At 56.6% G+C, this 12,378-nt stretch carries 15 protein-coding genes; 12 read left to right on the top strand and 3 right to left on the bottom strand.

What is annotated here, in order from left to right; all coding sequences use genetic code 11:
- Positions 1–67 precede the first annotated feature (67 nt).
- On the bottom strand, positions 68–295 hold the full coding sequence (locus tag IAE48_RS07275) for a hypothetical protein (RefSeq protein WP_128482697.1): 228 nt from the start codon (positions 293–295) through the stop codon (positions 68–70).
- A gap of 30 nt (positions 296–325) precedes the next feature.
- Between IAE48_RS07275 and fliD the strand changes: the two genes are divergently transcribed.
- Genes fliD through fliT form a run of 3 tightly spaced genes read left to right on the top strand, consistent with a single transcriptional unit; the run spans position 326 to position 2,531 of the window.
- Positions 326–1,738: a flagellar filament capping protein FliD gene (fliD, locus tag IAE48_RS07270; RefSeq protein ID WP_200133931.1), complete on the top strand. Its 1,413-nt coding sequence runs from the start codon at positions 326–328 to the stop codon at positions 1,736–1,738.
- A 23-nt stretch (positions 1,739–1,761) separates the two neighbouring features.
- On the top strand, positions 1,762–2,172 hold the full coding sequence (gene fliS, locus IAE48_RS07265) for a flagellar export chaperone FliS (protein WP_200133930.1): 411 nt from the start codon (positions 1,762–1,764) through the stop codon (positions 2,170–2,172).
- Positions 2,172–2,531, top strand: a complete 360-nt coding sequence (fliT, locus tag IAE48_RS07260) for a flagella biosynthesis regulatory protein FliT (RefSeq protein WP_128482694.1) — start codon at positions 2,172–2,174, stop codon at positions 2,529–2,531. Before fliS ends, fliT begins: the two co-directional genes overlap by 1 nt.
- A gap of 66 nt (positions 2,532–2,597) precedes the next feature.
- Here fliT and yedD read toward each other — a convergent pair whose 3' ends face one another.
- Complete coding sequence (gene yedD / locus IAE48_RS07255) at positions 2,598–3,008, bottom strand: lipoprotein YedD (protein WP_200133929.1); 411 nt, start codon at positions 3,006–3,008, stop codon at positions 2,598–2,600.
- A gap of 205 nt (positions 3,009–3,213) precedes the next feature.
- Between yedD and yedE the strand changes: the two genes are divergently transcribed.
- Both yedE and yedF read left to right on the top strand, forming a co-directional pair.
- The gene (gene yedE, locus IAE48_RS07250; RefSeq protein ID WP_200133928.1) at positions 3,214–4,425 is read left to right on the top strand and encodes a selenium metabolism membrane protein YedE/FdhT; all 1,212 of its coding nucleotides are present in this window, start codon (positions 3,214–3,216) and stop codon (positions 4,423–4,425) included.
- Positions 4,422–4,652, top strand: coding sequence for a sulfurtransferase-like selenium metabolism protein YedF (gene yedF, locus IAE48_RS07245; RefSeq protein WP_034812490.1), 231 nt, complete (start codon positions 4,422–4,424; stop codon positions 4,650–4,652). Before yedE ends, yedF begins: the two co-directional genes overlap by 4 nt.
- 91 nt (positions 4,653–4,743) lie before the next feature.
- Here the strand turns inward: yedF and fliE are convergent, their stop codons facing one another.
- Positions 4,744–5,058: a flagellar hook-basal body complex protein FliE gene (fliE, locus tag IAE48_RS07240; protein ID WP_094193003.1), complete on the bottom strand. Its 315-nt coding sequence runs from the start codon at positions 5,056–5,058 to the stop codon at positions 4,744–4,746.
- Between the two features lie 223 nt (positions 5,059–5,281).
- Here fliE and fliF point away from each other — a divergent pair, with 223 nt between their 5' ends.
- The 7 genes from fliF to fliL all read left to right on the top strand — a co-directional run bounded on the left by fliF (position 5,282) and on the right by fliL (position 12,377).
- On the top strand, positions 5,282–6,994 hold the full coding sequence (fliF, locus tag IAE48_RS07235; protein ID WP_094420811.1) for a flagellar basal-body MS-ring/collar protein FliF: 1,713 nt from the start codon (positions 5,282–5,284) through the stop codon (positions 6,992–6,994).
- A complete protein-coding gene (gene fliG / locus IAE48_RS07230; protein ID WP_023479131.1) occupies positions 6,984–7,982 on the top strand; it encodes a flagellar motor switch protein FliG in 999 nt (332 codons plus the stop codon). Before fliF ends, fliG begins: the two co-directional genes overlap by 11 nt.
- Positions 7,975–8,697, top strand: a complete 723-nt coding sequence (gene fliH, locus IAE48_RS07225) for a flagellar assembly protein FliH (RefSeq protein ID WP_076770091.1) — start codon at positions 7,975–7,977, stop codon at positions 8,695–8,697. Before fliG ends, fliH begins: the two co-directional genes overlap by 8 nt.
- On the top strand, positions 8,697–10,067 hold the full coding sequence (fliI, locus tag IAE48_RS07220) for a flagellar protein export ATPase FliI (RefSeq protein WP_042712908.1): 1,371 nt from the start codon (positions 8,697–8,699) through the stop codon (positions 10,065–10,067). The genes fliH and fliI overlap by 1 nt, the downstream gene beginning before the upstream one ends.
- A gap of 20 nt (positions 10,068–10,087) precedes the next feature.
- Positions 10,088–10,531 (top strand): flagellar export protein FliJ, encoded by a 444-nt coding sequence (fliJ, locus tag IAE48_RS07215; RefSeq protein ID WP_042712910.1) that lies wholly within the window; start codon positions 10,088–10,090, stop codon positions 10,529–10,531.
- Positions 10,528–11,808, top strand: coding sequence for a flagellar hook length control protein FliK (gene fliK / locus IAE48_RS07210; protein ID WP_200133927.1), 1,281 nt, complete (start codon positions 10,528–10,530; stop codon positions 11,806–11,808). Before fliJ ends, fliK begins: the two co-directional genes overlap by 4 nt.
- Positions 11,809–11,909: 101 nt before the next feature.
- Positions 11,910–12,377 (top strand): flagellar basal body-associated protein FliL, encoded by a 468-nt coding sequence (gene fliL / locus IAE48_RS07205; RefSeq protein WP_042712913.1) that lies wholly within the window; start codon positions 11,910–11,912, stop codon positions 12,375–12,377.
- Position 12,378: the final 1 nt, after the last annotated feature.

Genomic DNA, 12,378 nt, shown 5'->3' with positions numbered 1-12,378 from the left:
AGAGGTGCCCAGAGAAGACTGAGATTTAGTCAGGTTGTTCTGAGTCATCAGCGACAGGGTGTTAGTATTAATAACAGCCATGATGTAATTCCTTCATAAAAATAGTTATCAGATTCAGGCATCTGCCTACGGCTTTCTCGCCGTTAACCTGATTATCGACAGCCTCCGAACAACCTTTAGAAAAAAGATCATTTTTTTTAAAGCGATAAACTGCCCCTGATTCACCCTCTTTATTTAGCCATTGCTTTAAAAAAAAGCTTCTAATCTTTTCACCATCGCTGCCGATACTCTCCACAGTGATTGTCCAAAACTGAAGGATGAAGAAATGGCAACTGTAAGTTCACTTGGCGCAGGCACCAGCCTGGATCTCAATACGTTGTATGACAATTTGCAGACAGCTGAACAGACTAAGCTAACGCCGATTACGACTCAGCAGTCCTCTTATAAGGCAAAGCTGACGGCCTGGGGCGTGGTGCAAACCTCCCTTAATAAGCTGCAGACGGCGGCGGATGCGCTGAAAAACACCTCGGCAATCGCAGGGACGAAAGTGTCGAGCACCAACACCGCGTTTACTGCCACACTCGCTAATAGCGCGTCGGCGGGTACGTACTCTATTGAAGTATCCGCGCTGGCGGCGTCACAGTCGCTGCTGAGCCCGAAAGTCGCCAACAAAGATACCGATTTAGGCGACCAAAGCCTGGACTCGCGTACGATTACCATCACGCAGCCGGGTCAGAAAACCCCGATGACCGTGACGCTGGATAAAGATAAGACCAGCCTTGCGGATATGCGCGATGCGATTAACGCCAAACAGGGCAGCGTCACCGCCAGTATCATCAAAGCGGACGACAACAGTTACTACCTGTCGCTGACCTCGCGCGACAGTGGCACCACCAACCAGATGACCATCACCACTAATGATGCGGAACTGGCGAAGTACGTTAGCTACGATTCAACGAATACCGGCAGTGCCAGCAATGTGATGACACAGCAGGTGGCGGCGAGCGATGCGAAAGTCAAAATCAACGGCATCGATATCACCCGTAGCAGCAACAAGATCACCGACGCGCCGGAAGGCGTAACGCTGACGCTGAACAAGCTGACTACCGGTACGCCGGAAACGCTGACAGTGACCAAAGATAACGCGCCGATGACAGCAGCGGTGCAGGCTTATGTCGATGCCTATAACTCACTGCAGACCACCATTGCTAACCAGACAAAATATACGGCGGTGGATCAGGGAAGTAGCGCTCAGAACACCTCTAACGGCGATCTGCTGGGTGACGGTACGCTGCGTAACATTCAGACGCGTCTGCGCTCGCAGCTCTCTGCATCACAGTCAGGTAATGACAGTTTTTCCGTATTGTCGCAGCTGGGAATCACCCAGGATGTAAGCGGTAAACTGACCGTTGATAGCACCAAGCTTGAAAAAGCATTGAATGAAAAATCCGCCGATGTGGTGACGTTCCTCTCCGGCGATGGCAAAACCACGGGCTTTGCGACTCAGGCGAGTAACCTGCTGAAAGATATTCTCGGCAGTAAAGGTAGCATCCAGAACGCGACCGACGGCATTAACAAAACCCTGAAGCGCCTGGATACGCAATATAAAGCGGTGAGTGACCAGATTACGGCCACCATGGCGCGCTACAAAACGCAGTTCACCAGTTTGAGCCAGTTAGTCTCCTCCATGACATCGACAGGGAACTATCTGACCCAACAGTTTAATGCAATGAGTTAATAAACCATTAGTTGAGGTTGGACATGTATACGAAATCGGGAATTCAGGCTTATGCTCAGGTCGGCGTCGAAAGCGCCGTGCTGAGCGCGAGCCCGCATCAACTCGTGGTATTGCTTTTTGATGGCGCGTTAAGCGCCATGAAAAAAGCCGCGATCCTGATTGAGCAGGGAGATATCCCCGGTAAAGGACAGGCGCTTACAAAGGCAATTAATATCATTAACAACGGATTGCGTGCGGGACTCGACCATGAAGTCGGTGGCGAGCTTACGGCAAACCTGGACAGTCTTTATGACTACATGACACGACGTCTTTTACAGGCAAATCTCCATAATGACCTCGCCGCTATTGATGAAGTCACCCTGTTGCTGAGCAATATTGCTGATGCCTGGAAAGAGATTGGCCCCACTCATCAAAACGCGCGGGACACTTACTAATGGAAGCAAATCTCGGGTTGGTCCACCACTATCAGCAACTGTTGGCCACCAGCCGTACCATGCTCAACCTTGCTAAGGAAGGGCATTGGGACGAACTTATCAACTACGAACTGGGGTACGTTACCTCGGTTGAGAAGTTGACACAGTTCCAGGACTCGAGCGAAGCAGCGCCTCATGTGCAGGCGCAAATTCGCCCGATGCTCAAGCAAATCCTGGATAATGAAGTGTTATTGAAGACATTGTTAAACCAGCGAATGGACGAGCTGAGGACATTGGTTGGTCAAACCTCCCGACAACATAACCTGAATTCGACATATGGACGTCTTTCCGGAAATATTCTCTTCCCCAATGAGATGTAAATCTCATTAGCGGCGGGTGCTGCGGTTTCCCCCCTCACCCGCCACGTTTTCCTCTTTTCGCACGACCTAGCGGTTAATATCCAGACCCGCTTTCTCCAGCGCCTGCTGACACTCCACGGTCGGTTTATCGGTGCGCGACAGCGTTAGCCCATCAAACTCCAGCGTATTGCCTTCCTGACTTAAGCGATAGACATCCAGCTTCTGCGTGACGTTATAAAATTTATCGCCATCCAGCATCAGTTTGCCAGGAACCGCAATTACGCGCTGCCACTGGCGGCAATCAAGAGTATCGCCCTGCGGCGTCACAATCAGGCTGGCGATCGCCTCCGGGCTGACCAGGCTGCTCTGCGGCCCCGTTGATTGCCAGTAACCCGCTAATCCTGCGGGCGCCGGGTGTTTCACCACCGCCTGATAGTTATCCACCTGCACGCAGCCGCTCAGCAGCAGCATCGCGCCGAGAATCATACGCTTTTTCATTCTTCATCCTGCTCGTGAAAAAAAGCGATTGTGGCATTAAAGGCCGCGCCTCGCCACCCTTTCACCGCGCGAGAACAACTTTGATCTACGCCAGGTTTTTGCCCTATTGTGCAGCGGTTCAGGCGTGAAGACGTGTATCATCCCGCTTCTTTTGTACGACTTTTCTGTACGTCCCCATACCTTCTGAGTTCAGAGGCTTTTTACTATGTCATGGCAACACTTCAAAGACCGCTTCCTTATTAAGTTCTGGTCTCCTGTTCCGGCGGTGATCGCGGCCGGTATTCTCTCTACCTACTATTTCGGCATTACCGGCACCTTCTGGGCGGTGACCGGCGAGTTTACCCGCTGGGGCGGTCAGTTACTGCAACTGGCCGGAGTGCACACCGAAGAGTGGGGCTACTTCAAAATTATCCACCTCGAGGGCACGCCGCTGACGCGCATCGACGGCATGATGATTATCGGCATGTTCGGCGGCTGTTTTGCCGCTGCGCTGTGGGCTAATAATGTGAAACTGCGTATGCCGCAGAACCGCATCCGTATCGCGCAGGCGATTGTCGGCGGCATCATTGCCGGGTTTGGCGCGCGCCTGGCGATGGGCTGTAACCTTGCCGCCTTCTTTACCGGGATCCCACAGTTCTCTCTCCACGCCTGGTTTTTTGCCATCGCCACAGCGATCGGCTCCTGGTTCGGCGCGCGCTTTACCCTGCTGCCGCTGTTCCGCATCCCGGTGAAGATGCAGAAGGTCACTGCCGCTTCGCCGCTCACCCAGAAGCCCGATCAGGCGAAGCGCCGTTTTCGTCTTGGTATGTTGGTGTTTATTGGCATGCTCGGCTGGGCGCTGTTAACGGCGATGAACCAGCCGAAGCTGGGGCTGGCAATGCTGTTCGGCGTGGGCTTTGGTCTGCTGATTGAGCGGGCGCAAATCTGCTTTACCTCGGCGTTCCGCGATATGTGGATCACCGGGCGCACGATGATGGCGAAGGCGATCATCTTTGGCATGGCGGCGAGCGCCATCGGTATTTTCAGCTATGTGCAGCTGGGGCTGGAAGCGAAAATCATGTGGGCCGGCCCCAATGCGGTGCTCGGCGGTCTGCTGTTCGGTTTTGGTATTGTGCTGGCGGGCGGGTGTGAAACGGGCTGGATGTACCGCGCCGTCGAAGGCCAGGTGCACTACTGGTGGGTCGGGCTGGGTAACGTGATTGGCTCAACCATCCTGGCGTATTTCTGGGACGATCTCGCGCCGACGCTTGCCACCAGCTGGGACAAAATCAACCTGCTTAACACCTTCGGGCCGCTCGGCGGTCTGCTGGTCACCTATCTTCTGTTACTGGTCGCGTTTCTCTTTGTGGTCGGCTGGGAGAAACAGTTCTTCCGCCGCCAGAAACCTGCCGCCAACCCTGCTAAGGAGCCTGCATGAGCATTGTGCCTGATTACCGTCTCGATATGAGCGGCGAACCCTGCCCCTACCCGGCGGTCGCCACCCTTGAAGCGATGCCGCAGTTGAAAAAAGGGGAAATTCTTGAAGTGGTCAGCGACTGCCCGCAGTCGATTAATAACATTCCGCTCGATGCGCGCAACCACGGTTACACGGTGCTGGATATTCAGCAGGATGGCCCAACCATCCGCTACCTGATTCAGAAGTAGCCCACTTTTGCGCCGCAGCAGGCGGCGCAAGGTATAAAAAAACCAGGCGGGAGTGTTCCGGCCTGGTTTTTTTTATCTCTGCGGCTGTGAACTACAGCTGCATATTCATGATGTCCTGGTAAGCAGAAACCAGTTTGTTACGCACCTGGATGCCCATCTGCAGCGAGATCGATGATTTCTGCAAATCGGTCATTACGTCATTCAGCGCCACGCCCGGCTCGCCAAGCGTAAATTTCTCCGCCTGTACACGTGCGGCGTTCTGCGTGTCGCTGATGCGATCCAGCGCCGCGTGCAGTTGCCCGGCGAAGCTGATAGACGGTTCGCTCTCCACGCTCTGAGCACGCGCAACACCTGCAGTTGCCTGCAGCTGACTGACAACGCTCTCAATGCCCTGTATAGCCATTATTATTCCCCGGATGGATTGATACCTGACAAGGCTAACAGTTTGTCAATGAGATGATGGCGGTAAATAGCGTCAAAAAACCAGGTTATTTGAGGCATAGAAAAATCCATTTCATCAAATAATGACATCGCCATCTTAATGGTCATTTGTCGAGTTTGCCGACCCGGGAGTCCGATTTGTTTCTCAACTCACATAACAACATCCACCCAGAGTCACGAGGTGCACAATGAGTGCGACTGCAACAACTGCACCGCAGAATAAATCTCTTGAGTGGATCAACCGCTTACGCGCGAACCCAAAAATTCCGTTGATGGTGGCCGCGGCAGCAGCCTGCGCCATCATTGTCGCTATGGTGCTGTGGGCGAAATCGCCGGATTACCGTACCCTTTATAGCAACCTGTCCGATCAGGACGGCGGTGCCATCGTTACGCAGTTAACGCAGATGAATATCCCCTACCGCTTTGCTGACGGCAGCGGCGCGATTGAAGTGCCCGCTGACAAGGTGCACGAGCTGCGCCTGCGTCTCGCCCAGCAAGGTCTGCCGAAAGGCGGCGCGGCGGGTTTTGAACTGCTGGATCAAGAAAAGTTCGGCATCAGCCAGTTCAGCGAGCAGGTTAACTATCAGCGCGCGCTGGAAGGCGAACTGGCCCGCACTATCGAAACCCTCGGTCCGGTAAAAGGCGCGCGTATTCACCTGGCGATGCCGAAACCGTCGCTGTTCGTGCGTGAGCAGAAATCCCCTTCCGCGTCGGTCACCGTCAATTTACAACCGGGCCGTGCGCTGGATGATGGTCAGATCAGCGCGATCGTTCACCTGGTCTCCAGCGCCGTTGCTGGCCTGCCGCCGGGCAACGTGACCGTTGTCGATCAGAGCGGTCGCCTGCTGACGCAGTCTGGCGTTGCCGGTCGCGATCTGAATGACGCGCAGCTGAAATACACCGCCGATGTCGAAAGCCGTGTGCAGCGTCGTATCGAAGCGATCCTCGGCCCTATCGTCGGTAACGGTAATGTTCACGCTCAGGTGACTGCCCAGCTGGACTTCGCCAGCAAAGAGCAGACTGAAGAGCAGTACGCGCCGAACGGCGGTGACCCGGCACAAGCAGTGCTGCGTTCACGCCAGGTTAACAGCAGCGAGCAGATTGGTGGTCAGTATCCGGGCGGCGTGCCTGGCGCACTCTCCAACCAGCCGGCTCCGGCTAACTCTGCGCCGATTACTACGCCGCAGAATGGTCAGAACGGTCAAAACGGCCAGCAGAATGCGCAGGGCCAGCAGCAGGGTCAGCAGACGACCTCGACCAATACCGCATCAAGCGGCCCGCGTAACACGACGCATAATGAAACGAACAACTACGAAGTCGATCGCACCATTCGTCACACCAAGATGAATGTTGGCGATGTGCAGCGTCTCTCCGTCGCCGTGGTGGTGAACTACCGCACGCTGGCTGATGGCAAAACTGCCGCGCTGACCGCCGATCAGCTGAAACAGATTGAAGATTTAACCCGCGAAGCGATGGGTTACACCGAGAAACGCGGTGACACGCTGAACGTCGTGAACTCGCCGTTCAACATGACCGATGATGTCGGTGGTGAGCTTCCGTTCTGGCAACAGCAGTCGTTTATCGACCAGTTGATGACCGCAGGTCGCTGGTTACTGGTACTGATTGTCGCCTTCATCCTGTGGCGTAAAGCGGTCCGTCCGCAGCTGGTTCGCCGCCAGGAAGAAGCGAAAGCGGTGCAGGAAGCGGCACAAGCGCGCAATGAAATTGAAGAGTCCGTGGAAGTACGCCTCAGCAAAGATGAGCAACAGCAACAGCGCCGCAGTAATCAGCGTCTGAGCGCCGAGGTCATGAGCCAGCGTATTCGCGAAATGTCAGATAACGATCCGCGCGTCGTGGCGCTGGTCATTCGCCAGTGGATGAGTAATGAACATGAGCAATAATCTTACCGGAACGGACAAGAGCGTCATTCTGCTGATGACCATTGGTGAAGATCGCGCGGCTGAGGTGTTTAAGCACCTCTCCGCCCGCGAAGTCCAGCACTTAAGTACCGCGATGGCCAGCGTGCGTCAGATCTCCAATAAACAGCTGATGGACGTACTGCAGGAGTTTGAGAACGAAGCGGAACAGTTCGCGGCGCTGAACGTCAACGCCAACGACTACCTGCGCTCCGTCCTGGTAAAAGCGCTCGGCGAAGAGCGCGCCTCCAGCCTGCTGGAAGATATTCTCGAAACGCGCGATACCACCAGCGGCATCGAAACGCTCAACTTTATGGAGCCGCAGAGTGCCGCCGACCTTATCCGCGACGAGCACCCGCAGATTATCGCTACCATCCTTGTGCACCTCAAACGGTCGCAGGCGGCGGATATTCTTGCCCTGTTTGATGAGCGTATGCGTCACGATGTGATGCTGCGTATCGCCACCTTCGGCGGCGTACAGCCTGCCGCGCTGGCGGAGCTGACCGAAGTACTGAACAACCTGCTCGACGGCCAGAACCTCAAGCGCAGCAAAATGGGCGGCGTGAGAACCGCAGCGGAAATCATCAACCTGATGAAGACGCAGCAGGAAGAAGCGGTTATTACCGCAGTACGCGAATTCGACGGCGAGCTGGCACAGAAGATCATCGACGAGATGTTCCTGTTCGAAAACCTGGTGGATGTCGACGACCGCTCTATCCAGCGCCTGCTGCAGGAAGTGGATTCCGAATCGCTGCTTATCGCCCTCAAAGGCGCCGAGCCGCCGTTGCGCGAGAAGTTCCTGCGCAACATGTCGCAGCGTGCGGCAGATATCCTGCGCGACGACCTGGCCAACCGCGGTCCGGTTCGCCTCTCGCAGGTGGAAAACGAACAGAAAGCTATCCTGCTCATCGTTCGCCGTCTGGCGGAAACCGGCGAGATGGTAATTGGCAGCGGCGAGGATACCTATGTCTAATGAATTGCCGTGGAAACGCTGGACGCCAGATGATCTGGCGTTCCCGCAGGCAGCCGAATTCGCCCCCCTGCTGAAGCAGGAAAAAACCGCCTCGCCCTATGAGAGCGAAGAGACAGAGCAGGACGAACTGAGCGCCGAGCAGCTGCAACAGCAGCAGCTGGCGCAGATCCAGATGCAGGCGCACGAAAGCGGCTACAACGCCGGTCTCGCCGAAGGACGCAAAGCGGGTTATGACGCCGCGTTTCAGGAAGGCCTTGCCCAGGGTATGGAGCAGGGTCTGAACCAGGCTCGTCAGCAGCAGGCTCCGATCCACGCCCGCATGCAGCAACTGGTGAGTGAGTTCCAGTACACGCTGGATGCTCTCGATAGCGTAATCGCCTCGCGCCTGATGCAGATGGCGCTGGAAGCGGCGCGCCAGGTGCTTGGCCATGCGCCGGTGGTGGACAACAGCGCGCTGATCAAACAGATCCAACTACTATTACAGCAAGAGCCGCTGTTTAGCGGCAAACCGCAGCTGCGCGTCCACCCGGACGATCTGCAGCGCGTTGAAGAGATGCTTGGCGCAACGCTCAGCCTGCACGGCTGGCGTCTGCGCGGCGACCCGACCCTGCATCAGGGCGGCTGCAAAGTCTCCGCCGATGAGGGCGATTTAGATGCCAGCGTCGCCACACGCTGGCAGGAACTGTGCCGTCTTGCGGCACCCGGAGTCGTGTAATGACCGCACGTTTAACCCGCTGGCTGACCACGCTGGATAATTTCGAACACAAAATGACGCAGCTCCCGTCGGTGCGTCGTTACGGTCGGCTGACCCGCGCCACCGGTCTGGTGCTGGAAGCAACCGGGTTACAGCTGCCGCTCGGCGCGACGTGCATTATTGAACGTCAGGATGGTCTGGAGACCCGTGAAGTCGAGAGCGAAGTGGTCGGCTTTAACGGTCAGCGCCTGTTTCTGATGCCGTTAGAAGAAGTGGAAGGCATTCTGCCCGGCGCGCGTGTCTATGCCCGCAGCGCATTAGGCGATGGTTTACAAAGCAGCAAACAGCTGCCGCTCGGCCCTGCCCTGCTCGGCCGCGTACTCGACGGGGCGGGAAAACCTCTCGACAGCCTGCCCGCACCTGATACCGGTGAAACCGGTGCCCTGATCACGCAACCTTTTAACCCCCTGCAACGTACGCCGATTGAACATGTGCTTGATACCGGCGTGCGCGCCATCAATGCGCTGTTAACGGTCGGGCGCGGTCAGCGTATGGGCCTGTTCGCCGGCTCCGGCGTCGGTAAGAGCGTGCTGTTAGGCATGATGGCCCGTTACACCCAGGCAGACGTGATTGTCGTCGGCCTTATTGGTGAACGTGGCCGCGAAGTAAAAGACTTTATCGAGAACATCCTCGGCGCTGAAGGCCGTGCGCGTTCCGTGGTGATCGCCGCACCTGCGGATGTCTCTCCTTTATTACGTATGCAGGGCGCGGCTTACGCCACGCGTATTGCGGAAGACTTCCGCGACCGCGGCCAGCATGTGTTGCTGATCATGGACTCCCTGACCCGTTATGCGATGGCGCAGCGTGAGATCGCGCTGGCAATTGGTGAGCCACCGGCGACCAAAGGCTACCCGCCTTCAGTCTTTGCCAAACTGCCGGCGCTGGTAGAGCGCGCGGGTAACGGTATTCACGGCGGCGGTTCTATCACCGCGTTTTATACCGTGCTTACCGAAGGGGATGACCAGCAGGATCCGATCGCCGACTCCGCGCGCGCCATCCTCGACGGTCACATTGTTCTATCCCGCCGACTGGCGGAAGCCGGACACTATCCGGCGATTGATATCGAAGCGTCCATCAGCCGTGCGATGACCGCCTTGATATCTGAGCAACATTACGCGCGCGTGCGCAACTTTAAACAGTTGCTGTCAAGCTTCCAGCGTAACCGCGATCTGGTGAGCGTCGGCGCCTACGCGCGCGGCAGCGATCCGATGCTGGATAAGGCCATAACGCTCTGGCCACAGTTGGAAGCGTTTCTGCAACAGGGCATTTTCGAACGTGCCGGGTGGGAAGATTCAATGCAGGCTTTAGAGCTTATCTTCCCGGGTGTCTGAGGTAGTGGAGAGCTGACTTTATGACGCAAAACAGCGCATTAACGACGCTAAAGGATCTGGCGGAAAAAGAGGTCGACGACGCCGCACTGAAACTGGGTGAGATGCGACGCGCCTGCCAGCAGGCTGAAGAGCAGTTAAAAATGTTGATCGATTATCAGCATGAATACCGCAACAGCCTGAACAACACCATGAGCCAGGGGATCGATAACCAGCGCTGGCAGAACTACCAGCAGTTTATTCAGACGCTGGAGAAAGCCATTGAACAACATCGTCTGCAGCTGAAGCACTGGAACGAGAAAGTCGATTTCGCGCTCGGCTGCTGGCGCGAGAAGAAACAGCGTTTACAAGCCTGGCAAACCCTGCAGGATCGTCAGAGCGCCGCGGCGTTGCTGGCGGAAAACCGTCTTGATCAGAAAAAAATGGATGAGTTTGCACAACGAGCGTCATCGAGGAAAACAGAATGATCACTCTGCCAAAACTGGTAGTTACTCAAACCGATGATGTCGCAACCGGCGCATCAGCGGGTAAAGCAGGCGCTGATGGCGCACAAGATTTTCTCGGTCTGCTGACCGGCGCGCTCTCCGGCGTGCAACGCCCGGGTAGCGATGCCCCGGTGACGCTTGCCGATCTGCAGGCGGCTGCCCTGAGCGGCAAGCTGGCAAAAGGTTCAATCAACGATGCTGCTGTCGCGGCGGCTGGCGGTGACGCACGCGCGCAAACCCCGGCGCAGAAGCTGGCGGATCTGCTGGCACGCCAGGATGCAAAAGCGGATATCGTTGCCAGCGCTCAGAGCGATGAAGAGATTGCGAAACTCTTCTCCGGCCTGTCGCCTGCGGCGAAAACCGATCTCCTCGCCGCGTTAAGCAAAACGGCGAAAGCCAGCGATGTCAAAGCCGACAGCGACACCCCAAATGAAGATTTAGCCGGGCTGAGCGCCCTGATGGCGATGCTGCCGCATCAACAAGCAGCGCAGCTCAGTTCAGAGGCAAAACCGACGGCAACGACCGCCTCTATTGATGCTGGCGCAAGTGCGAAAAGCGCGCTTGCAGGCCGCACGCTGAGCGACGCCGTGGATAGCGATCAGCCGCGCCGCAATGGGAAAGCGGATACCGCAGCGAACGGCGTACCGTTTAAAGCGGCAGACGATGGTCAGCAAAATGCGCCGATCGCCTCAACCTTCACCGTTAAACGCGAGCATGAAACGGCTGCGCTGCAGACCACCAACACCACCGCCAGCATGGCACCGGTGTCGAGCGCCGTCAGCGGCGCGCAGGCCAGCGCCCCGGTGGCCGCGTCGGTTATCAGCGCCCCGCTGGGCAGCCACGAGTGGCAGCAGAATATTAGCCAGCACGTAACGCTCTTTACCCGCCAGGGCCAGCAGAGTGCCGAGCTGCATCTGCATCCGGAAGATCTGGGCCAGGTGCAAATCTCAATTAAGCTTGAAGATAACCAGGCGCAGCTGCAGATGGTATCCGCCCACAGCCATGTGCGTCAGGCACTGGAAGCGGCGCTGCCGATGCTGCGTACCTCTCTTGCGGAGAACGGCATCCAGCTTGGCCAGAGCTATATCAGCAGCGAAAGCTTCGCAGGCCAGCAACAGCAGGCCTCTCAGCAGCAACAGCAGCCTTCGCGTACCGGCAATAATGGCACGTTTGGCGGCGAAGAAGATGAAGCCATCGTTGCGCCGGCCAGCCTGCAATCCGCCGCTCGCGGCACTGGCGCAGTCGATATCTTCGCCTAAACGGCAGAGGTAGCATGATTATCCCCGTCTTTTCCACCCTTTGACCGGAGCAGGACACGGGATAATCATCGCATAAGCTGTTAACAGGAAGCCCGTATCAGATGACTGACTCCGCTATCACAAAAAAACGCAAGCGCTCTATCTGGATCCCGCTGCTGGTTTTAATCACACTCGCGGCATGCGCCGCGGCTGGCTATAGTTACTGGCGTATGCAGCAAAAACCTGCGGCTGATGCCAAGGTAGAAGCGCCACCGCCGCCGGCACCGGTCTTTTTCGCACTCGACACCTTTACGGTGAACCTGGGCGATGCGGATCGCGTGCTTTACGTCGGCATTACGCTGCGTCTGAAAGATGACGCCACGCGTGCACGACTGAGCGAATATCTGCCGGAAGTACGTAGCCGCCTGCTGATGCTCTTCTCACGTCAGGATGCCGCACAACTTGCGACCAACGAAGGCAAGCAGAACCTTGCTAACGCGATTAAAGAGACAATCGCAACGCCACTAGTGCCAGGACAACCGAAGCAGGAAGTCACTGACGTTCTTTATACAGCTTTCATTTTGCGGTAAA

Source organism: Kosakonia sp. S57, from assembly GCF_016516575.1.
Lineage (GTDB): Bacteria > Pseudomonadota > Gammaproteobacteria > Enterobacterales > Enterobacteriaceae > Kosakonia > Kosakonia cowanii.
The sequence above is the reverse complement of the archived record's forward strand: the minus strand, read 5'-3'. Positions and strand labels throughout refer to the sequence as shown.